A 20801-nucleotide genomic window follows, 5' to 3' on the forward strand; every position below is an offset into this window, starting at 1 on the left:
AAGGGGTATATGGAGTCTTGAGTTTGACGAATTATGTCATCTCGCCGATAAATGATCAAAACTCGCGGGAATAAGTCCGGAATTTCTAGGATTAATTCATAAACTTCTAGAATTAGATATGCTTATACCCCCATTGGTATTAGTGGAAACTGCTTTCGATGAGCTAAATGACGTTTATTTAGGCTACACCTGAACTTAAATTCTTAAAACTTTCATCCATACCCCAAAGAAACGTGAAAATCAATCAGAATTAACAAACAATTATCACTCACATGCCATTTTCTTTTTTAGGCTACATATATTAAAATGGCGATAAGATAACATCCGTCATTAGTGAGCACGACGGATATAAAAGAAGTGAGGAATGCTGTTTGAAGAAGTTAGTTTTAACTGGCGGTGGTTCAGCTGGACATGTAACGCCGCATTTGGCCTTAATACCTAAATTGGAGAAGATGGGATGGGACTTGAATTACATCGGTTCTGTTGATGGTATAGAAAAGAGTTTGATACAAGATGGAACGAACGTACCTTATCATGGAATCTCGAGTGGGAAACTTCGACGTTATTTTGACTTAAAAAATATCAAAGATCCTTTTAAAGTGGCAGCTGGTGTTGCACAAGCTTATTTTAAGCTCGGAAGAATTAAGCCAGATGCTGTTTTCTCAAAAGGAGGTTTCGTGGCTGTACCTGTGGTTATTGCCGCATGGATGCGTAACATTCCTGTTTACATCCATGAATCAGATATTACACCTGGTTTGGCTAACAAGATCTCATCTAAATTTGCTTCGAAAATCTTCGTTACGTTTGATGAAGCAAAGAAACATTTTGCAGCAGGGCAAGCGATTGTGACCGGTTCACCCATTCGCGATGAACTGCTTCAAGGTACTAGAGAAAAAGGATTGTCTTTCTTAGGCTTCCGAAGCCATCTCCCTGTACTCACTATCATGGGTGGCAGCCTAGGTGCGCGTAAAATCAATGAAGCTCTGCGGGAAGCTCTGCCGGAATTATTACGTTCTTATCAGATCGTACACATCTGCGGAAAAGGAAACGTAGATGAAAGTTTGAAAAATACAGAAGGGTACAGACAGTTCGAATATATTCAAAGTGAACTTCCAGATGTTGTTGCAGCAACAGACTTTGTGATTTCTCGTGCTGGATCGAACAGTATCTTTGAGTGGCTGACCCTTAAGATTCCGATGCTGCTTATCCCGCTTTCAAGAGCGGCGAGCAGAGGAGATCAGATCCTTAATGCTCAATCCTTTGAAAAACAAGGTTATTGCCACGTTCTATATGAAGAAGAATTAACAAAAGTAACGTTGATTACTTCTCTAAAAGATCTGAAAGCGGATCAAGAGCAGATGAAGAAAAACATGGACACATTTAAAGCTTCTGATAGTGTAGACCTTATTCTACGCACGATTACAGGACAGAAGTAATGATAAGGGGTCTGTCCCGGGGACAGACCCCTTACAATTTAGTAGCTTTCACATCTTATAAAACGGAGATGAAAAAGAGATGATGCCAAGCCCTGCCGTACATAGAGAAGGAACACCTGCATACTGGAAGAAAGGTGTTCAAGCTGGTTTGCCGATTGCGATTGGCTATATGCCAGTTGCATTTACATTTGGTCTGCTCGCTAAAGCAGCAGAGCTAAGTCTATTTGAAACGATAGGCATGAGTGTTATCGTGTTTGCAGGTGCCTCACAATATATCGCCTTATCGATGATTGTGGCAATGAGTGGTGCAGCAGAATTGATTCTGACTACATTCATCATGAACATCAGGCATCTTCTGATGAGTGCTTCTCTCAAGGAGCGTGCTGAGGATGACCCTAAATGGTTACGAGCGATCTATGCCTTCTTTATTACGGATGAGACTTTTTCTGTTGCTGCGACCTCATCCGAGAAAAAAATTACGGGAAGCTATTTGCTTGGCTTAGGAATCGTTGCATACAGCTGTTGGGTAATCTTTTCAGGGGTAGGTTATGTGATGGGAGCTGGACTTCCACAATCACTGCAAGATAGTATGGGGATCGCGCTTTATGCGATGTTTATCGCACTACTCGTACCTGCTGCCAAAAAGAGCAAGAAGGTAATTGCACTTGCCGCGACTGCAGCAGTATTAAATTCAATCTTCTCGTTCGTTCCCACTTTAAATGGTGGATGGGGAATCATTCTATCTACTTTAATCGCTGCCGTTTCAATCGAGTTTTTTATGAAGGGGGATGAGAGGGATGAGTGAACAATTAATATGGGTAATTGTCGGGATGGGAATCGTAACCTATATTCCTAGGATGTTGCCGCTCGTTCTCTTTCATACGAACCATCTCCATCCAAGGATACAAGGGATATTGAAGAATGTTCCTTTTGCTATACTAGGTGCACTCATTTTTCCAGGTGTATTTACCATCAATCCAGAAAATTATCTATATGGGGGAATAGGTGCTGCTGCAGCATTTATCGCGGCTTGGTTGAACTTAAATGTGATCGTGGTCGTGCTATCTTCAATCTTCGTTTTGTACGGTTATACGTTTTTGTAGGATATTGTCATAATTTACTTTGTAAATATTACACCTTATGAATTGATTTGTTGAAAAGGTGGGCGTATAATCACAATTAAAAGGAGGAGATACAAGATGCCTCATTTAGTTCGTTTTGTACTAATTGGTTTGTTTTCCGTTTCAGCTTTATCTGTACTCTCTTTTCAAGCCGTTGAGATTTTTCATGCTGTAACGGACGTTGTACAATCTTTTATCTATAAAGATTAATAATTTGTAAAATCGGAGAGCTATCTATAGCTCTTTTTTTTGTTACCTGATAAGCTTCAAATAATGATTAACAAGCTTTCAATTATGGGTACACTTACTAATGGACTAAGCAATAAAGGATGATTTAGATGAAATTAATCGCAATTGATATGGATGGAACTCTAGTTAATAGACAGTTAAAAGTCACAAAAGAGAACAGTGAAACCATTAAAGAAGCTGTAAACGATGGCCATCATGTTGTAATCGCTACAGGTCGCTCTTATGATGAAGCCAAACACACGCTAGAAGATGCAGATCTTCATCTGCCGCTTATTTGCGTGAATGGTGCAGAGATACGATCAGAAGGATGGGAGATTCTATCATCGATCCCGTTAACGTTTGAGCAATACGAAGATATAAAAAAAATTCTGGACGATGAAGATATTTATTATGAACTCTACACGAGCAAAGGAACGTTTACAGACAATCGTGAAAAAGCATACGAAGTAATGAAAGATATCGTATTAACTTCCAATCCAGAAGCAACAGATGACGATATACAAAAAGCGGCCCTTCGTCGTTTTCGCCTAGGATTAGTAAGCGTTGTGGGAGATTTTGATAAACTTCTGAGTGAGGAAGGAATTGAAGTTTATAAATTTCTTGCTTTTTCTAGTGATGCTGAAAAGCTTCAGCGTGCCTTTCAACATTTAAAAGGTGTTGAATCTCTAGCGGTCAGTGCTTCTGCTGATAACAACTTAGAGATCACGAACAGTGAAGCACAGAAAGGGGTAGCGGTTCAGCGATATGCTGAACTGAAAGGAATCTCTTTACAAGATACGATGGCAATCGGTGATAACTACAATGATATTTCCATGTTAGAAGTGGCTGGTTTTCCTGTAGCGATGGGAAATGCAGTGGATGAGGTAAAAGAGATGGCCGCATTTGTTACAAAAGAGAACGACGAGAGCGGTGTCTCGTTTGCGATCAAAAAATTTTTAGAACAAAAATAAGTACTTACAAAAGCTGGTTCGAACATTTCGGACGAGCTTTTTTTGTATACATAAACTTCACATGTGATTTACAGAAATGCAAAAGCAGCTTCACATTCCCTTGTTACAGTGACAAAGTAGTTCACTTACAACAAAGGGAGAGTGCAACAGGATGAAGAAATTATTAAAAACGGGTATAGGAGCTTTAGCACTAAGTCTTACATTGATGGGGGCTGATAGTTCAGTGGTTGATGCAAAAGAAAAACATAAAGACATCTTAAATGTTGCGCATCGAGGAGCTTCTGGTTATGCGCCAGAACACACGATCACTTCTTATAAGATGGGTGAAAAAATGCATGGAGATTACATTGAAGTCGATCTTCAGATGACAAAAGATGGCGAGTTGATCGCTATGCACGATGAGACGTTAGACCGTACAACGAATGGAACAGGGCAAGTAAAAGATTATACACTTGAAGAGATCAAACAGCTTGATGCAGGAAGCTGGTTTAATGAGAAATATCCAGAACGTGCACAAGCAGATTATGAAGGCCTTCAAGTACCAACATTGAAAGAAGTATTCGAGACATTTGGTAAGAATGCGAACTATTATATTGAAACAAAATCACCTGAAGTATATCCGGGAATGGAACAAAAGCTTCTTGATGAAGTAAATGAATATGGAATTAATAAAGATAAACTGTTGGTTCAATCGTTCAGCTCTGAAAGTCTTTTAAAGATGAATGAGCTCGATCCGTCCGTGAAACTTGTTCAGCTTTTAGAGTATACAAGTCCTGCTGAGTTAACGGATGCTGAAGTGCAAACCATCAAAGAATATGCGATGGGAATCGGGCCGAACAGCGATATGATCGACCGCGAGTATGTACAAAAAGCGGTGCAGAACGGTCTCGAGATCCATCCGTATACGGTAAACGAAAAAGAAGAGATGCAGAAACTGATCGACTGGGGTGTAACAGGTATTTTCACCAACTTCCCAGATCTGCTTCATGAAGTGAAAAAAGGGAAATAAGAAAGAAAAGCAGCTGATACGCGTGTCAGCTGCTTTTTTCTTTTTTTACAAAAAATACTTCGCCATCATCTTGTAGCTGTGCAAAAAAAACTTCTTTAACATCTTGATAGCCTGCACTCTTTAATTGCTTATCCAACCATTCGTCTGACAAGCTATATTCCTTAAAGGGCTGATCTATTTTCTCTCCGTTTGAGATCAACATGGTTGGTAAATATTGTGGAGCTTCTGGTGGTATGTTTAAATCTTCTTTTGTGACAGAATCTTTGAGTGGTTTCTTTAATACACTGAGTTGACCATTCGGCTCCATGACCGCATATTCTACTTCCGTAATATCAAAGACGGCACCGATTCTGAGCAACATCAAAAGGTCATCCATCGACATCTGCATCCGCTTCAGCTCTTTTTGCATGATCTGCCCTTTTTTTATAACGATCGTAGGCTGACTCTTCGTGAGTTTTGTAAGCAGGGGAGAATGGCGATTTAGAAACTCTATGCTAAATACGGCTATTGCCCAGAAGGTCAGAGACGCCAAACTCTCCCAAACCGTTATCTCTTTATGAACGACCATGTCTCCGATGATATTACCCATTGCGATGCCTGTTGCATAGTTAAAAAAAGTCAGTTCACCAAGTTGTTTTTTTCCGAGTAACCTCATGAGCATCAACAAAAAGGCAAAGCCTAGAACCGTTCTATAGATCGTGATTAAGATTCCATCCATTGTCATCCCTCATTTACAAGTGCTGTTATTGTTATCAGGATGCCCAAACAAAAATAAGGCAAACAAAAAAGAGCGAACATGTTGTCCGCTCTTCTCTTTATTTTCCAAACTGCATACGGAAATGAATCAATTTTTTTAACATGAAGAATGCTAATACGCCACCTATTGTTGCAGATAGGTAATAGCCTATAAGCGATCTAGAATCATAGTCGCCAAATATACTGCCACCTAACATTCCGAACGTTAGAGCAAAGCACAATATAACGCCAAAGGTAAAGAATCCTCTTCCTTTTTCAAATACAAGTAATCTACCGTTGTTCTCGTTCTTAGTTCTGCTAAAGAGCCATGTTCCAGAGACTACGGATAGAATGGTGTAGGCGAGTGGAATGAATAACATAACATAAGGAATATGTGAAAAATCAGTAAAAGAATTATCTGAGAGATCTACATAATAACGAAATTCTATAATAGGAATTGGCAGTGTGAAACTGTTGATCAAATTGTTAAATAATACAGTAGATGGTGCATTATGATTGATAGAAATCCCATGATATTCTAAAAATGAAACTACAAGAGATATAAAACCGAGTGGAAAGATTAAAAAGATCCCACTCAATACTAGTTGAGAAATTAAACTTCCTGCAATTGTACCAATAAATAAACTAAAAGAGAAAATAGCGATTGAAAACGGGATAACGATCATCATAAATTTGAAAAGAAATGCAGCATCTGTAACTTCTGAAAGAATAGTAAACTTGACAATTAGCATACATAATAGCAAGTTAATTAACAGACCTGTTATGATATGACCTACTCCGAAAATCCATTTTGATAGAAAGATATCTTTACGCTTAAACGGGAGTGAGAACGTTAAGTCAGTTGCATGAGTCGTTCTTTCACTGCCGACTAGAAGGGCAGCTAATCCTACTATTAAAAAGAGAAACAATACGATATCTGCACCAGTAAAATGAAAGTTCATGTAATAGTTTTCAGGTGCATCCGCATAAGGATCATTTTTTTGAGTTAACATGGTTTGGGCTTTTCCAAAGAAAGAATACGGTAAAAACAAGAACAAGGAAATATAGATTCCCCACACGGCAGGGCTTCCAAGTTTTTGGTTTCTCATCCACAATGCTTTATGAAACATGGGATTCACCTCCAAGTGTTGAAATGAAAATATCTTCAAGTGTCATAGGCAGTTCTTCAAGTAACAATGGGTTCTCCTGGTTCAACTTCTCAAGTGTTGCATCAATGTTTCCTTTGAGCATCAATGTATAGACCCGTCCGGTTTGATTTATAATGTTCACGTTACTTAGTTGCGCGATCTTCTCAGGCAGGGAATGTTTGTAAACGACCTGTACTTTTCGGAACGATGATTTTGCATCCTCGATTGAAGTGGTAGATTCGATTCGTCCTTCTTTGATCATGATGAGCACGTCTGCCATCTTCTCAACTTCCTCTAGATGATGAGTAGAGATGAGAACACATAACTGTCGCTCGCTCACTTCCTCAATGATAAATTGTAAGATATTTCTCTTCACGATCGGATCGAGACCGTTTGTTGGTTCATCTAAAATAATCAGATCTGATTTCGTTGAAAAAGAAAGAATCATTAAGAAAAGAGCCTTCATTCCTTTAGAGTATGTTCTGATCTTTTTATTCTTAGGAAGCTTAAAACGGTCCAGAAGAGAGTAAAAATATACAATATCAAAATCTTCATAGATTGCATCATAGAGCTTTACGATTTCTTTAACGCTATAACTCTTTAAAATCTCGGTCGAGTCAGGTACATACGTAATCTTTTGCTTAACCTGAGGCTCTTGATGAATATCTGTATCGTTAAATAAAACTTGGCCTTCATCAGGGTCTAAAATACCAGCGATCACGCGGAGCAACGTGGACTTTCCAACACCATTTCTTCCGACCAAACCTGCAATCATACCTGGTTCCAGTGTGATGTTCACATGGTCTAATACTTGAGATCCTTCAATTGTTTTACAAATATTATTCACTTTCAGCATGACTGTTCTTACCCCCAAGCTCTTCTGAATAGTTTTTCAACCATTTTGATATGGTTTGGTGATCGATACCAAGATAGGAAGCTTCAATAATGAGCTTTTTCAGCTGTTGTTTAAGTTCTGTAATCTTCTGATCATCTGCTTTTGGAATGATAGAAGCGGATACGAACGTTCCTTTGCCTCTTAGGGTTTCGATGATTCCTTGCCGCTCTAATTCTTGATAAGCCTTACTCACTGTATTTGGATTGATCAGTAATGTTCCTGATAGTTCGCGTACCGAAGGCAATTTTTCTTCTGGCAACAGAATTTCCTTCAAGATCAGTTCCTTGATCTGATGAACAACTTGTTCCCATATCGGTGTATTGCTTCGGGGATCTAAATTCAATATCATGTTATCCCACCTTTATATACTATATGTGTGTATTACTATGTATAGTACACTTATAACATACAAGATTAGTAAATTTATGTCAACGTGCTTTTCTTTACTTTTTTTGAGTAGGATTACTACAATGTAAGAAGGAGGGATGAGACGTGAAATCAATTATTGATGATGCAAAGTTACTTATTTTTGACTTGGACGGAACGCTATATGAAGATACTGACCACTTTGATTATTACTGCCGCTTGTTACAAAAAAGAGTGTCTGATGAGAAACAGAAACCTTTTTGGGATACATATGAAAGTATGAAGAAAGGAACACATCCGGTTGCTATCGGCAAAGTGTATGATATCAAGAATGATGCAAGTGTTACCGTCGATCCAATGACACTGCAAGTAACAAAAGTAACATCCTTTGATGGGGTTGAGTGGTCAGAGGACAAAGTGAAAGCAGAATTTTCGGGTGAGCTTGTATATGACTTTGAAAGATTGATCGCGATCGGTGATGGATGGTGGCTGCCGTATGCTACAGCTATGCATTTCGGTGTGAAGCAAGCAGATACGTGGGAATGCTATAACGCTACAAAAGAGTATATGGTAACCGATCAGTTTCAGCTGTCGAAAACACCAGGCCTTAAACAGGCTTTGCAACGTTTAAAGGAGAAGAAAAAGGTAGTCCTTTTAACGAACAGTGAAAGAGAAGACGTAAAACGATTGTTAAATGAGTTGGAGCTCCATGATCTGTTTGACGCTCTTTATACCGAAAGTGAAAAGCCGTTAAAAACGAAAGAAAAACTTCAGACAATATTGAATGAATATGGAATAAAGCCTCATGAAGCAGTATCGATTGGTGATAATTTTATAAATGAAATCGCACCAGCACTTCTAATGGGATTAAAAGCGGTTTACATCCAGCCTAATTCTATAGAAGTAGAGCATGAAAACCTTCATGTCGTACCAACGTTAGCCAATGCTCTTTAATATTTTATAAGTATTTTATGAAAGCTTGTTCTAATTTGGACAAATCGCCCTACACTTTATAGTAGGTAATAAAGGGGGGCACATGTTTTGAAAAAATCGTTATGGTTTGTAATCGGTTTTGCGATATACGCGGGTTTGATGTGGTTTTACTTGTTTCAAGGAGCGGACGCAAACTTGCCTGTTGATCTAAAAGGCTCAGCTGCGGATCCTAAAGTCTTTATGACTGACCGTGAACTAGAACTTAGCACTGATTTTTCAAGGATCAAAGATTTTATTTACTTCATCTCTGTGCCGCTCGAATGGTTGATCTACCTGTTTGTTCTAGGATTCGGGCTATCTAAATGGTTTCGAAAAACATCTAGTGGGTTAACAAAGTTTTCTATCGTACACACCGGACTATACGTATTATTGCTTTCGTTTGCTAGTTGGGTGTTAACATTTCCACTCCGCTACTACAGCTTTACTGTTTCGAAAAGTTACAATATCTCTGTTCAATCCTTCCACAGCTGGATGAGAGATGGACTTGTGGATTTCTGGATCAACTGGCTGTTAACAACTGTGATGGTCGCTGTTATGTATTGGTTGATCAAGAAATACGAAAAAAGATGGTGGCTTTACGCGTGGCTACTTTCTGTGCCATTTACATTGTTTTTATACTTTATTCAGCCCGTTGTGATCGATCCATTGTATAACAAGTTTTACCCGCTGCAGGATGAAGTGCTGAAGGGCAAGATTTTAGATATTGCAGAAAGAGCGGACATTCCAGCAGAAAATGTATATGAAGTAAATATGTCTGAAAAAACAAATGCACTGAATGCATATGTAAACGGGATCGGATCGAACCTACGAATCGTCCTATGGGATACAACACTAAATAAATTGAGTGATAATCAAGTCTTGTTCGTAATGGCACATGAGATTGGGCATTATGTGATGAACCATCTGTATTGGAACTTGATTTCATCTGTTGTCCTATCGTTCTTAGGATTATGGCTCGGAAATATCATCTATCGGAAATGGGTCGAGAAGTACGGAAAGTCATGGGGTATAAAGGGAATCGGAGACTTAGCAGCACTTCCCGCACTGCTATTGATCTTTTCTCTATTAAGTTTCGCTGTATCTCCAGTTGAAAATGCAGTTTCGAGAAAAGCAGAACGTGACGCTGATCTATATGCGATTCAGATGACAAACAATCCAAAAGCTGCAGTAGGAGCATTCCAAGAACTCGCGACCGTTTCTCTAAGCGAAGTGAACCCGCCAAAGCTTGTAAAATGGTTCTTATACGGTCATCCGACCATGCTGGAGCGCATTCATTTCTTGGATAGCTATAAAACGAGTAAAAAGATGGAATAATAATAAAAACTGGCTCATTGATCGTGGAAATACCACTTCAAGAGCCAGTTTTTTGTGGAAGTATTTGATGAGGTGTGAAGAAAGTGTCGTGTGAAAGGTGTATGTGAGCGATTCCCGAGGTTTGTGAGCGATTCTCGAGATTTATGAGCGATTCTCGAGGTTTGTGAGCGATTCTCGAGATTTGTGAGCGATTCTCGGGATTTATGAGCGATTCTCGAGATTTGTGAGCGATTCTCGAGATTTGTGAGCGATTCTCAAGATTTATGAGCGATTCTCGAGATTTATGAGCGATTCCCAAGATTCATCATTTTCACTCCAGGTTACACAACCCTCAGACTTAATTCATCACTGCACAGATTTCAAACTAACATTCGGAAGAACGAGCACTTCAACGCGACGGTTTTTTGCCCGTCCTTCAGGTGTTTTGTTCTCTGACTTCGGACGATACTCTCCATAGCCGCTTGCGCTGACCTGATTCGGTTTCAACGCAGGATTCTCGAGAAGAACGCGCATAAAGTTAATGCCTCTTAACGCGCTCAGTTCCCAGTTGGATTGAAAGTTTGCCGTGCTGATCGGTACGTTATCCGTATGACCGGCGATGACAATATTTCGGGGTGGCGTAGTAACAAGCAGATCAGATAGTTTTTTGCCGATCTCTACAGAACCTGGTTTTACTGTAGCACTTCCAGAATCGAACAGAGCATTATCTAAGATCGTGATCAACAAGCCGTTCTCCGTCAGCTTTGTTTGCAGACTAGAATCTAGTTTGTTGGTTTCAATATAGGCATTGATCTTTCTTTCCATCTCTTCTAATTGTTCAAGTTCTTTCTTTGCTGCTTCTAGACGTTCTTTCTCTTCCTTAGAGATGACTTCTTTTTGCGCATCAGGAATAGGAGTGGAGTCAGGAGAAGGAATAGGAACCTGTTCTTCCATAACACCTGTTCCGCCTGTGAATTCGTTTCGAAAGGCACTGGCCATCTGTTTAAATTTTTGAGCATCGATCTCACTCATAGCAAACAAGACGATGAACAAAGCCAACAAAAGGGTGAGCATGTCTGCATAAGGAATGAGCCAAGATTCATCCACATGTTCATCATGATGCTTTTTCTTTTTAGCCAACAGAACCACCTGCTTTGTATTGATCGCGTTCGCTAGTTGGAATATACGTTAACAGTTTTTCTTCTAATATTTTTGGTGAAGTTCCGTCTTGAATAGATAAAAGTCCTTCTATCATAATCTCTTTGATCATGATTTCTTTTTTCGATTTGCGCTTTAACTTGTTGGCAAAAGGATGCCACAATACATATCCAGAGAAAATACCAAACAGCGTAGCGATAAAAGCTGCAGATATCGCTTTTCCTAAAGCGGTGATGTCTGCCATATTTCCTAGTGCTGCGACTAATCCAACTACTGCCCCTAAAACGCCAAGAGTAGGCGCATATGTACCAGCTTGAGTAAAGATCGTAGCGTTGCTTGCATGACGTTCTTCCATCGTTTCTAAATCTTTCATCAAGACATCTTTGATGAATTCAGGAGGCTGACCGTCTACAATCATCTTGATTCCTTGTTGAAGGAAGGGATCATCCACTTCTTCTGCTTTAGGTTCTAGCGCGAGCAATCCTTCTTTACGAGCGACTGTTGCCCATTCAATAAAAATCGTTACAAGCTCTTTCATATCGATGAGTTTTTGTTCTTTAAATAAAATTTTGAAAAGAGCAGGAATCTTTTTAATTTCATTCATTGGAAATGCGATGAGGATAGCTGCTCCCGTTCCGGCAAATATAATAAGCAATGCTGCTGGGTTCAATAAGGCAGTTGGACTTGCGCCTTTTAAAAACATTCCGACACCCACAGCCAGTATGCCGAGAATGACTCCGATTAATGTTGTGCGATCCATAATGATGTTCCTCACTTTATCTTTAAATTCTGTATCTTTTACTTGAGCTATATTCTTTTATATCGGAAAGATAAAGGGAAACTTAATGATAAAAGTTGGAAAAAATGTGATCCAAACTGCTTTATTTAACGTTATCTTTATACATCCATCGTAAAAAAAGACAAATACTGCCTCATTTTGATATGATAGATTTATTCTGTGTGCAGTAAAGGAGACAAAAGATGGGTAGAACTTCTGATTACGAACTTTATTTAAAAGTTCAAGAAGAAAATAAAGAAGCCCTTGAAATGCTATATGATCGATATGAAAAGCTATTGTTTTCTTTTTCATTTAAAATGTTGAGGCAAAAAGAGTTAGCTGAAGAGGCAGTTCAAGACGTTTTTATGAAACTGTGGCGAAAAAAGGGACTCTATTCAGATGATAAAGGGAAATTTTCTTCATGGCTTTTAACCGTTACAAGAAATGCCTGTATTGATTTAATACGAAAGCAACAAAAGAATGAAGTTGAGATTCTTGAAAAAGATATAGATTACGAACGAACTGAGAGTGTTGAAGAGACTGTTACGTGGAACGAGGAAAGAGAGAGTCTGAAGGAGGCTGTTTCTTCTTTAACAGAAGAACAGCAAGATATCGTAGAGATGTTTTATTTTAAAGGCTATTCCCAATCAGACATCGCAGAGCAAAAGAACATTCCTCTTGGTACGGTAAAAGGAAGGATACGTTTAGCTCTGAAACATTTAAAAAAGATCTATCAAGAGAGGGGGGATAAGTATGGAGCCGAAAACTTGCGATAATTTGCTTGAATATTATAATGGCCTGCTAGAAGGTAAAGAAAAAGATGCCTTCGAAAAACATTTAAAGCAATGCGACGCCTGCCAAGAAGAATGGGCAGAATGGCAAGACCTTACAGCTGATCTTCCATATTTATCAGAAGAGGCAGAACCTCCGGTTGGAATGAAAGAACGTATTTTAACGAATGTAACGGCTTCTCATTCAAGCCTTAAGCATCACAAAGCACAGCCTGTTAATCAAACAGACGAAATCAGGACAAAGGTTTCTCCAATATCGCAACGTAAATCCAAATCATGGGTGCAAGGCTTACTTGCAGCTGGCCTGTTGTTATCTTTAGGAACGAACGCATACCTATTTACTGAAAACAACAAAAATGAACAGGTTATCCAAGAACAGATCAACAAAACGTTCAAGACGGTCCAACTGGCTTCAGAAGAGACAGAATCGACAGGGATAGCCTCGATGGTACAAGAAAATGATACGATGAACCTTGTTGTTCAAACGAATAATTTAACTCAAGTTAAAGGAACAGAGACCTATCAGGTTTGGCTGATCGAAGGAGATAAACCTTATCGAGCGGGCACATTTACTCCAGACGAAAATGGAAATGGTGCAGTGGTTTTCCCCGTCAAATTTGAAGGCGATCACCAATGGGATGCTGTTGCAATCTCGCATGAACCGACACCAAACAGTAAAAAACCAGTGGGCACGATAGTTATGGCCTCTAATTTATAAGTACCCGGCAGACAACAGCTTAAACATGAGTTGTTGTCTTTTCTATTTTTCAGGACAATTGATCTATTCCCAACGTACACCATTCTTTACTGGTGTGACGAATAGATGGAACTTTGCAGTTACAAGACAAAATCCTCTATAATGAATGCAGTGAAACAACTAGAAAAGAGGAATGGTAATGAGAATAAAGTCGATCGTTATCCTTCTGCTATTTGCTGGCTTGATTGGTCTAGCGTTTTATACGGCTATGGATGAGAAGGAAGAGCAACAAACAGAAGTTAAGGAAGAAGAGAATACCGGATTGAAACGTGGAAGTAAAGCACCCACCTTTTCATTACGAACGTTAGATGGAAAGCAAGTTGACTTAAAAGACTATCGTGGAAAAAAAGTGATCGTAAACTTTTGGGCTACGTGGTGTCCGCCATGTAGGGAGGAGATGCCCGAGATGGAGAAGTTCTATAATGAATATAGAAACAAAGATATAGAAATATTAGCAGTTAACCTTGAATACTCTGAATCCAATACAGAGAAAGTTCGCAAGTTTGTTCAAGAATATAAGCTTTCTTTTCCAATTCCTCTCGATGAAAAGAACACGATCGGAAAACAGTTTAGAGCCGTGTCGATTCCTACTAGTTATTTTATAGATGAAAAAGGAATAATTAAAAATTCGCACATAGGTCCAATGGATTATGATTTTATGAAGAGTGAAATTGACAAGATGAATAGGTAAGTAATGTTTTAAAGCCTTTGACCAATTTTTTCAAGGGCTTTTTTTATTCTTTTCTTTTAAGTTGAAATTATTAATTTTTGAAAACACTTCAAAAGACCTGTATATCCGATTGTAAAAAATGGGAAAGTTGTCCAATAGGGAAAATGATAATTTTGTCGAATTAAAAAGTTTAGTGAAAATAAAAATGGTTAAATCTCATAATAGCCCGAGCAACAGATCAGGAAATTCTGTAAATAAGAAGGGGACTAATTAATGAACAAGCAATATGAAGAAGTCGAAATTAAACGTATTGCCGATTTTCACCATTCTCTTAACCATTGTCCTATCCATCTTTTCGGTCTGCGAAGAGATGCTGAGGGTGAATATAAGTTCACATATTCTGTAGGTTCTATGCTCGATGAACTTGGTGTATCCATAAAACCTTCTCCAGGAACAAACCTCCATGACCTTTATAACAAAGAGTTGATCGCAGAATGGACCAAACCATTAGAAAGAGCATTTTCGGGTTCGATACAAACCGCAGATATTCAATTAGGAGTTAGACGGATCCGAACAACCATTTATCCGGTTACGGGAAACCATCGCGATGTTTTAGAGGTTGTAGGAACATCCTATCTAATGTCCAGTAGAGACGAAGAACAGACAAATGTTCAAGACTTGAAAAAATTTAAACAGTTGTTTAACCATGCACTAGAGGCTATTGTTCTATGCCGTTCAAATATGGAGATTGTCGAAGTGAACGACCGTGCATGCGATCTATTAGAACTTTCTAAAGAAGCGCTAATAGGAAGCAGTGCAGACCAATTTTTTGTAGGGAACGGGAAGGAACGAATCCTTAAGAAGTGGCAAGAAGTCTTAAATGGAAAAAAGATCGAAGGAGAGTTTCGCTACAAGACTCCAGATGGATTAGTGAAAGAGATTGAATACTCTTGTGAGAAAGATATTGTAGATGATTTACATGTTACGGTTTTGAGAGATGTAACGGATCAAAAGCTTACCGAACAAAAATTGTTAAAGGCAGAAGCTTTAAACGTGGTAGGGGAACTTGCAGCAGGTGTAGCGCATGAAATACGCAATCCATTAACATCATTAAAAGGATTTGTTCAACTGATTCAGAATCAAACCGATGAATTTGATCAATATCTTTCGATTATTCTTACTGAGGTAGATCGAATCGAACATATCATCAAAGAATTTTTGGTTTTATCAAAAAGTAACTCACAAAATTTTATGATGTCTTGTGTGACCGACATTATTAACGACACAGTAGACTTATTGAACACACAGGCGATTATCAAAAATATCGAAATCAAAAAAGACTTAGATGACCACGTCCCCCTTATCTTTTGTGATCCGTTGCAACTTAAACAAGTGTTTATCAACTTTTTGAAGAACGCGATTGAAGCTTCTGCTGTAGGGGATTGTGTAGAAATTAACATGAAGTTATCCAGGAAAAAAGATTTTCTTCAAGTTCAGATTCGAGATTATGGGTGCGGTATGGATGAAACAGTCATGAAGAAGATCGGAAAACCCTTTTTTACCACAAAGAATGAAGGTACTGGCTTAGGATTGATGGTAAGTACAAACATCATCAAACACCATAATGGAAGGTTAGATGTGAAAAGTAAAAAAGGTAGTGGCACTATGTTTACCATCACGATTCCTATTCAATAAACGTGGAACGAAAAAAGCTTTCCCAGAGCGGGAAAGCTTTTTGATGTTTCATTATCCTTTGAACATTTGAACGAACATTTTACCGTATTGCCCACCGTCAACTACACCGATACCAACGCTAGTGTATTCAGACTTAAGGATGTTTTCACGGTGACCTTGAGAGTTCATTAGGCTAGTGTGAGCGCCTTCTACAGAAGAGTTACCTGCAAGGTTTTCACCAGCTGTATTATAATCAACACCAAACTTCTTCATCATGTCAAATGGTGAACCGTAAGTTGGTGAATTGTGGTCGAAATAGTTGTTGTCGATCATGTCTTTTGCTTTAACGCGAGCCACTTTTGTTAACTCAGGATCAGCTTTAAGTGCTGGTAGTCCTTGTTTTTCACGCTCTTGGTTTACAAGGTTTAACATTTGTTGCTCTTGTGCAGTAAGTTCTGCACCTGCTTCAGCTTTTGGTGCTGCTGGAGCTTTTGCTTGCTCTTGTTGTGGAGCTGGTGCTGGAGCAGCTTGTTGTTGCTGTTGTGGAGCTGGAGCTGCTTGAGCTTGTTGAGTTTGATTATTATTTAAAGAAGCGAACGGGCATGAAGATGCCGCTTCTGAGATTCCTGCGTTTGCGCCGAATAGGGAAGCGCCTAATACTGATGCTACTACTAATTTTTTCATAAGATGTTTCCCTCCTAATAATTTATCTTACGTGTACAGGTTTCGGGATTTTATGAGGAGGGTTGGGGGTCTGGAATTATGTACCAGTTTAAGACGCCCACAGCTTGGATACATCTTTTAGAGAAACATCAATAAGATAGACATCTGGATTGGAGAGAAGCTCCCATTCCTTAAAACCGAATGATGGATCAAACAAATTAATCATCAAGCTAAGCAGATTTCCATGGGTAACGATGAGAACGGATTGATAGGATTCTTTTTGCAACTCTTTAATGAAGGAAGAGATTCTTTGCTTTGCTTCAAATGTGGACTCACCACCAGGAAACTTTAAATGTTCTTCTGTATATGTACGTTCTAAATTATCTCTCCAATTCGGGTCGTTATCAGCAGAAAGAATACGTTCAGATAATCGATCATCTATCAATATGGAGTGTTTATTTAACTCTACAAAAGGTTTAATGCTGTCGATGGCTCTCTTGAATGGACTCGAGATCACACAATCAAAATGTTGCCCCTCTAAAAAGTCAGCCAGTTCTATGGCTTGCTGATCTCCTTCAGCAGTGAGAGCAGCATGACTTTCCTGACCGTCCGCTTTACAATGTCTAATAGCAGTAATCTTCATGAATTCATCCTTCTTTCTAATAGGTATTACTAAATAAGGTGTTGATGTTAAGTATCCTAGGCTTCATTGATAAGTTGATTGGAGTGTAAGGTGCGAGACTCCTGCGGGACAGGTGGGCAGGTGAGACACTTAAGAGTGAAACGAATGAATGTGGCTCACCGCCGCCCCGCGGAAAGCGAGCACCTGTAACGGAAATCAACATCTTGCGAATACAACCTGAATACTCATTACTTAATTTAAACAGTTGTTTAAACTTTCGAGACGTTAAACCGAAAACCCTCCCGAATACTATGATTGTTGAAAAACGAAGGGAGATTGTTATGTATCCTGAATTAAACCATTTTAAGCAAATGAAAAAAGAATACGATATCGATATTGCTCGCGCTCAAGAAAAGTGGCAGCAACTACATAAACAAAAAGAATGGTCTTCAAATGAGTATGAAGAGTTATTAAATTCATACGGTGTTAGAAACTCAAAAATCACGATGGATGATTTAACAGAAGTAAAGAATAAATACTTGTTAGCGATGGAGAAAGAACGTAATGCCATGGAACAGCTGGATGAATTAAAAGAAAACCGAGATGATCGGTTGTCCGAGTATTTAAAAACGGTTTATTCTTCACGCGACAGAGAGCTAGACACGGCTAAGAATAGTATGGAAAAGAAAATACATCAGCTTGAACGTTTAAAAGCAGAGTACTTGATGATGGTCAAACAGATACAAGAGATTCATGCGTATCGTCAATCTGTTGAAAAAGAGACGAATGAAGCGATCACGAGTTATCAGCAATCTTATGAACCAAAAGAAATTCTTCCGTTGTATCCCTCATTGGCACGTTTAGAGATTCCGCTCTCTGATATTCAACATGTTTTTCAAAAAGGGGAACTGCCTGATCATCTAAAAAAATATATCCATTTTCATGATGATCCTAAGCGATTTCCAAGATAAAAAATCTGTGTTTTAAAAGGGAGTGAGTTAAATAAACTCCCTTTTTATCTATAAAAAAAAGCCATAATCCTTAAAAAAGGATTATGGTAAAGAAAACCGAACGCATGATGAAGAAATGGGGGGTAGGGAATTGCTCTGCCGGCCTCTTGCCAACAGGAGAGATTTTGTATCTCACAATCATACTATATGTCCTGAGGAGTCAAATGGTATGGACAAGTGCCATGGGCATTCATGTATTTTTGAAAAATAGAAGAAATTATTTCTCTTTAGCTTAACTTTACACTTTCGTTCCATTTTTTTAGAAGCTGCTTTTCTTTATCAGGATGTAAGCCTGCTTTCCAGTCATCTGGTTTTAAGTTTCGGCTTTGAGACCAATCTGCAGTATCTTTTATCGTTTCTTCTATCGGTCGAAAAATCAATCCTTTGTTTATCGCTTTAGAATCATCCGCATAATCAAGACCACGATAATCTTCACTTGATATCCAGAGTGGCAACTCAACCCATTCGCCGACGTTCTCCTTTAACAAGAAGGATTCGGCCACAGGAACGATTGTCGAGTGTTCTTGACTTTGCAAACATTTTTGAACAACCTCATTGAAGTCATACACACCTCCAACTGCTTGATAGATCCCGTTCTCCTTATTCTCAGCCATCCTTACGATCCAATTCGCTAGATCACGAACATCAATGAATCGAACGGTCGGATCTTTCATCTCAGGGATTAAAATTTCTCCGCCTCGAACACCCCTGTCTGGCCAATAAGTGAAACGATCTGTGTAATCATGGGGGCCAACAATCAAACCTGGACGCACGATCAAAGCATTCTCACCGAATATCTCTAAGACCTCTTGTTCACAAGCTGCTTTAAGGGCACCGTAATGTTCACCGATCTCAGTAATGGTTGAATCAATAAGGTCAGCGGTTTGCGCTTCCTCCGTAATGTTTCGAACGGACTGATCTTCATAAACAGATACTGAAGAAATAAAGATATAGAAAGTTCCTTCTTTCTGGAGTGCTTCAGCTGATTTACGGACCTGCCTCGGAAAATAACCACACGTATCCACTACAATGTCCCAAGATTCACTCTTAAGTGAAGACAGATCAAGATCTCTGTCACCAATAATCTCATGAACGTTTTCTGTTAACCCTTTCTTTGATGTTTTCCCTCTATGAAACAAAGTCACTTCATGATGATTGTTGTTAAAAGAATCTGCTACATGTTTTCCTAAAAAACGAGTGCCGCCAATAAGTAATACTTTCATCATCTACACCACCTATTCCATTTTTCTTAAAGCAGGAAGTTTCCACATGATCAAAAGATTAACAACAATTAAAGAGAGTGCACCTAGAGACATAATGTTTTCAATAGAAAAGCCATAAGAGATCAACATGGACGTTGCTGCAAGTGATAAAGGAGCAAGCCCCATACTTGCCATGGTTAGCAAACCCATCAATCTTCCTAGAAGGTTTTTATCAACGGAAGATTGTACCGCTGAAATAAGCGGTATATTCGTTGCGGGAAACGTAATGCCAATGAAGAAAATCGTTAACATACAAGCAAAAAGGGTGGAACTTTGACTAAATAAGAAAAAGAATATGTTCATGGTGAATAAAGAGACTGTCACCATCAGTCCGCGTCTTTTCTTAACGTTTAAGATACCTATAATAACGGAGCTAATGAGCATGCCTAGAGCCATAGCACCTTCAATAAAGCTAAAATCAAGTGCGCTTCCGTCGAGCACGTTTTTCACGAAGATCGGCAATCCCATCATCAACGGTCCGATAACGAAAACATTCAGAAAGATCGTACTAAGAAAGAGTGCTTTTAAAAAAGCGGATTGTCTTACTACATCGATACCTTCTTTTATAGATAGCCACATGCCAGGTTTTGCTGTACTTGAACTCGTGGTAGCTGGGATATTTAACATATAAGCAAGAATGGCAGAGATTAGAAGCATCACAGCGGGTACACCAAACGAGAGTATGTATCCTCCGCTACTTGCCACAAGAAGACCTCCAATCATCGGTCCAAGTATTAACGAGCTTTGTTGGGTGGTCTGAATGACTGAATTTGCCCGTGTTAATTGAGATTGGTCGACAACATTAGGCAGAAGAGAGCCGTTTGCTGGCCATACGAAAGCATCAAGGGCCCCGAAAAATAAACCAAAAATGATAAAAGACAGAAGGGAGAGATGTCCTGTTGCAAGCATGATCAACAACCCGACTAACAAAAGGGTTCTTAACAAGTTAGCGAGAAACAAGATTTTCGTACGGCTGACTCGATCCGCTAGAACGCCGCCAATAGCCATGAATAAAATACGAGGAACGTTGGCTGCAATAAATACAATGCCGAGTGAGGCTTCTTTATCTAGAGTCTTCACAACATACCAGCTCTGTGAGAATTGAAAGATGGCGATTGAAAAAGAAGAGCAGATCGTTATCGCCCATATGAATAGAAAGGAGCGCTTTTTGAATAGAGACTCTGTTTCACTTTTCTGGAGTACAGCTGTTATTTCAGCCAT

The 20801-nt window shown here is 39.0% G+C and carries 23 protein-coding genes; 13 read left to right on the plus strand and 10 right to left on the minus strand.

Annotation, left to right across the window (positions count from 1 at the left end):
* Positions 1 to 371 precede the first annotated feature (371 nt).
* The 6 genes from ABE65_RS03885 (at position 372) to ABE65_RS03905 (ending at position 4765) form a co-directional block, all read left to right on the plus strand.
* Positions 372 to 1436, plus strand: a complete 1065-nt coding sequence (locus tag ABE65_RS03885) for an undecaprenyldiphospho-muramoylpentapeptide beta-N-acetylglucosaminyltransferase (protein WP_066391479.1) — start codon at positions 372 to 374, stop codon at positions 1434 to 1436.
* An 82-nt stretch (positions 1437 to 1518) separates the two neighbouring features.
* Positions 1519 to 2241, plus strand: a complete 723-nt coding sequence (locus tag ABE65_RS03890; RefSeq protein WP_066399722.1) for an AzlC family ABC transporter permease — start codon at positions 1519 to 1521, stop codon at positions 2239 to 2241.
* Positions 2234 to 2539, plus strand: a complete 306-nt coding sequence (locus tag ABE65_RS03895; protein ID WP_066391480.1) for an AzlD domain-containing protein — start codon at positions 2234 to 2236, stop codon at positions 2537 to 2539. The genes ABE65_RS03890 and ABE65_RS03895 overlap by 8 nt, the downstream gene beginning before the upstream one ends.
* Positions 2540 to 2635: 96 nt before the next feature.
* Entirely contained in the window at positions 2636 to 2767 is a 132-nt protein-coding gene (locus ABE65_RS22290) for a hypothetical protein (RefSeq protein WP_255520061.1), read from the plus strand.
* 128 nt (positions 2768 to 2895) lie between these two features.
* Complete coding sequence (locus tag ABE65_RS03900) at positions 2896 to 3756, plus strand: Cof-type HAD-IIB family hydrolase (RefSeq protein ID WP_066391482.1); 861 nt, start codon at positions 2896 to 2898, stop codon at positions 3754 to 3756.
* A gap of 205 nt (positions 3757 to 3961) precedes the next feature.
* Positions 3962 to 4765, plus strand: coding sequence for a glycerophosphodiester phosphodiesterase (locus ABE65_RS03905; protein WP_231887889.1), 804 nt, complete (start codon positions 3962 to 3964; stop codon positions 4763 to 4765).
* Positions 4766 to 4790: 25 nt separating this feature from the next.
* Here ABE65_RS03905 and ABE65_RS03910 read toward each other — a convergent pair whose 3' ends face one another.
* The 4 genes from ABE65_RS03910 to ABE65_RS03925 form a co-directional block, all read right to left on the minus strand.
* Entirely contained in the window at positions 4791 to 5483 is a 693-nt protein-coding gene (locus tag ABE65_RS03910) for a YetF domain-containing protein (protein ID WP_197480336.1), read from the minus strand.
* Between the two features lie 97 nt (positions 5484 to 5580).
* Positions 5581 to 6630 (minus strand): ABC transporter permease subunit, encoded by a 1050-nt coding sequence (locus ABE65_RS03915; protein WP_066391487.1) that lies wholly within the window; start codon positions 6628 to 6630, stop codon positions 5581 to 5583.
* Complete coding sequence (locus tag ABE65_RS03920) at positions 6620 to 7504, minus strand: ABC transporter ATP-binding protein (protein ID WP_066391489.1); 885 nt, start codon at positions 7502 to 7504, stop codon at positions 6620 to 6622. Before ABE65_RS03920 ends, ABE65_RS03915 begins: the two co-directional genes overlap by 11 nt.
* Positions 7488 to 7892, minus strand: coding sequence for a GntR family transcriptional regulator (locus tag ABE65_RS03925; protein WP_066391490.1), 405 nt, complete (start codon positions 7890 to 7892; stop codon positions 7488 to 7490). Before ABE65_RS03925 ends, ABE65_RS03920 begins: the two co-directional genes overlap by 17 nt.
* A 143-nt stretch (positions 7893 to 8035) precedes the next feature.
* Here ABE65_RS03925 and ABE65_RS03930 point away from each other — a divergent pair, with 143 nt between their 5' ends.
* On the plus strand, positions 8036 to 8863 hold the full coding sequence (locus tag ABE65_RS03930) for an HAD-IA family hydrolase (protein ID WP_066391491.1): 828 nt from the start codon (positions 8036 to 8038) through the stop codon (positions 8861 to 8863).
* An 87-nt stretch (positions 8864 to 8950) separates the two neighbouring features.
* Positions 8951 to 10216: a M48 family metallopeptidase gene (locus tag ABE65_RS03935; RefSeq protein ID WP_066391492.1), complete on the plus strand. Its 1266-nt coding sequence runs from the start codon at positions 8951 to 8953 to the stop codon at positions 10214 to 10216.
* A 345-nt stretch (positions 10217 to 10561) separates the two neighbouring features.
* On the opposite strand, the gene motB is transcribed toward ABE65_RS03935, so the two are convergent.
* Positions 10562 to 11338: a flagellar motor protein MotB gene (gene motB / locus ABE65_RS03940; RefSeq protein WP_419471045.1), complete on the minus strand. Its 777-nt coding sequence runs from the start codon at positions 11336 to 11338 to the stop codon at positions 10562 to 10564.
* Complete coding sequence (gene motA / locus ABE65_RS03945) at positions 11328 to 12113, minus strand: flagellar motor stator protein MotA (RefSeq protein WP_066391495.1); 786 nt, start codon at positions 12111 to 12113, stop codon at positions 11328 to 11330. The genes motB and motA overlap by 11 nt, the downstream gene beginning before the upstream one ends.
* A 221-nt stretch (positions 12114 to 12334) precedes the next feature.
* Between motA and ABE65_RS03950 the strand changes: the two genes are divergently transcribed.
* The 4 genes from ABE65_RS03950 to ABE65_RS03965 all read left to right on the plus strand — a co-directional run bounded on the left by ABE65_RS03950 (position 12335) and on the right by ABE65_RS03965 (position 16044).
* Positions 12335 to 12907, plus strand: coding sequence for an RNA polymerase sigma factor (locus ABE65_RS03950; RefSeq protein WP_066391496.1), 573 nt, complete (start codon positions 12335 to 12337; stop codon positions 12905 to 12907).
* Positions 12885 to 13640, plus strand: coding sequence for an anti-sigma factor (locus tag ABE65_RS03955; RefSeq protein WP_066391498.1), 756 nt, complete (start codon positions 12885 to 12887; stop codon positions 13638 to 13640). Before ABE65_RS03950 ends, ABE65_RS03955 begins: the two co-directional genes overlap by 23 nt.
* A gap of 178 nt (positions 13641 to 13818) precedes the next feature.
* Positions 13819 to 14370 (plus strand): TlpA disulfide reductase family protein, encoded by a 552-nt coding sequence (locus ABE65_RS03960; RefSeq protein WP_066391500.1) that lies wholly within the window; start codon positions 13819 to 13821, stop codon positions 14368 to 14370.
* Between the two features lie 252 nt (positions 14371 to 14622).
* Positions 14623 to 16044, plus strand: a complete 1422-nt coding sequence (locus tag ABE65_RS03965) for an ATP-binding protein (protein WP_082861273.1) — start codon at positions 14623 to 14625, stop codon at positions 16042 to 16044.
* 51 nt (positions 16045 to 16095) lie between these two features.
* Here ABE65_RS03965 and ABE65_RS03970 read toward each other — a convergent pair whose 3' ends face one another.
* Together ABE65_RS03970 and ABE65_RS03975 are read right to left on the minus strand one after the other, a co-directional pair.
* Complete coding sequence (locus tag ABE65_RS03970; RefSeq protein ID WP_066391502.1) at positions 16096 to 16707, minus strand: CAP domain-containing protein; 612 nt, start codon at positions 16705 to 16707, stop codon at positions 16096 to 16098.
* Between the two features lie 88 nt (positions 16708 to 16795).
* Positions 16796 to 17329, minus strand: a complete 534-nt coding sequence (locus tag ABE65_RS03975) for a histidine phosphatase family protein (RefSeq protein WP_066391503.1) — start codon at positions 17327 to 17329, stop codon at positions 16796 to 16798.
* 320 nt (positions 17330 to 17649) lie between these two features.
* On the opposite strand from ABE65_RS03975, the gene ABE65_RS03980 reads away from it, so the two are divergent.
* A complete protein-coding gene (locus ABE65_RS03980; protein ID WP_066391504.1) occupies positions 17650 to 18279 on the plus strand; it encodes a GumC domain-containing protein in 630 nt (209 codons plus the stop codon).
* Between the two features lie 266 nt (positions 18280 to 18545).
* Here the strand turns inward: ABE65_RS03980 and ABE65_RS03985 are convergent, their stop codons facing one another.
* Positions 18546 to 19544, minus strand: a complete 999-nt coding sequence (locus ABE65_RS03985) for an NAD-dependent epimerase/dehydratase family protein (RefSeq protein ID WP_082861274.1) — start codon at positions 19542 to 19544, stop codon at positions 18546 to 18548.
* A gap of 9 nt (positions 19545 to 19553) precedes the next feature.
* A complete protein-coding gene (locus ABE65_RS03990; protein ID WP_066391508.1) occupies positions 19554 to 20801 on the minus strand; it encodes an MFS transporter in 1248 nt (415 codons plus the stop codon).

The sequence above is a fragment of the Fictibacillus phosphorivorans genome (genome assembly GCF_001629705.1).
In the GTDB taxonomy this organism is placed as follows: Bacteria; Bacillota; Bacilli; order Bacillales; family Fictibacillaceae; genus Fictibacillus; species Fictibacillus phosphorivorans_A.

Excerpts from the sequence above, each read along its gene's own strand:
- ABE65_RS03890 (WP_066399722.1), top strand. The coding sequence starts at position 1,519 with ATGCCAAGCCCTGCCGTACATAGAGAAGGAACACCTGCATACTGGAAG.
- ABE65_RS03895 (WP_066391480.1), top strand. The coding sequence starts at position 2,234 with ATGAGTGAACAATTAATATGGGTAATTGTCGGGATGGGAATCGTAACC.
- ABE65_RS22290 (WP_255520061.1), top strand. The coding sequence starts at position 2,636 with ATGCCTCATTTAGTTCGTTTTGTACTAATTGGTTTGTTTTCCGTTTCA.
- ABE65_RS03900 (WP_066391482.1), top strand. The coding sequence starts at position 2,896 with ATGAAATTAATCGCAATTGATATGGATGGAACTCTAGTTAATAGACAG.
- ABE65_RS03905 (WP_231887889.1), top strand. The coding sequence starts at position 3,962 with ATGGGGGCTGATAGTTCAGTGGTTGATGCAAAAGAAAAACATAAAGAC.
- ABE65_RS03910 (WP_197480336.1), bottom strand. The coding sequence starts at position 5,483 with ATGGATGGAATCTTAATCACGATCTATAGAACGGTTCTAGGCTTTGCC.
- ABE65_RS03915 (WP_066391487.1), bottom strand. The coding sequence starts at position 6,630 with ATGTTTCATAAAGCATTGTGGATGAGAAACCAAAAACTTGGAAGCCCT.
- ABE65_RS03920 (WP_066391489.1), bottom strand. The coding sequence starts at position 7,504 with ATGCTGAAAGTGAATAATATTTGTAAAACAATTGAAGGATCTCAAGTA.
- ABE65_RS03925 (WP_066391490.1), bottom strand. The coding sequence starts at position 7,892 with ATGATATTGAATTTAGATCCCCGAAGCAATACACCGATATGGGAACAA.
- motA (WP_066391495.1), bottom strand. The coding sequence starts at position 12,113 with ATGGATCGCACAACATTAATCGGAGTCATTCTCGGCATACTGGCTGTG.
- ABE65_RS03950 (WP_066391496.1), top strand. The coding sequence starts at position 12,335 with ATGGGTAGAACTTCTGATTACGAACTTTATTTAAAAGTTCAAGAAGAA.
- ABE65_RS03955 (WP_066391498.1), top strand. The coding sequence starts at position 12,885 with ATGGAGCCGAAAACTTGCGATAATTTGCTTGAATATTATAATGGCCTG.
- ABE65_RS03960 (WP_066391500.1), top strand. The coding sequence starts at position 13,819 with ATGAGAATAAAGTCGATCGTTATCCTTCTGCTATTTGCTGGCTTGATT.
- ABE65_RS03965 (WP_082861273.1), top strand. The coding sequence starts at position 14,623 with ATGAACAAGCAATATGAAGAAGTCGAAATTAAACGTATTGCCGATTTT.
- ABE65_RS03970 (WP_066391502.1), bottom strand. The coding sequence starts at position 16,707 with ATGAAAAAATTAGTAGTAGCATCAGTATTAGGCGCTTCCCTATTCGGC.
- ABE65_RS03975 (WP_066391503.1), bottom strand. The coding sequence starts at position 17,329 with ATGAAGATTACTGCTATTAGACATTGTAAAGCGGACGGTCAGGAAAGT.
- ABE65_RS03980 (WP_066391504.1), top strand. The coding sequence starts at position 17,650 with ATGTATCCTGAATTAAACCATTTTAAGCAAATGAAAAAAGAATACGAT.
- ABE65_RS03985 (WP_082861274.1), bottom strand. The coding sequence starts at position 19,544 with ATGATGAAAGTATTACTTATTGGCGGCACTCGTTTTTTAGGAAAACAT.
- ABE65_RS03990 (WP_066391508.1), bottom strand. The coding sequence starts at position 20,801 with ATGGCTGAAATAACAGCTGTACTCCAGAAAAGTGAAACAGAGTCTCTA.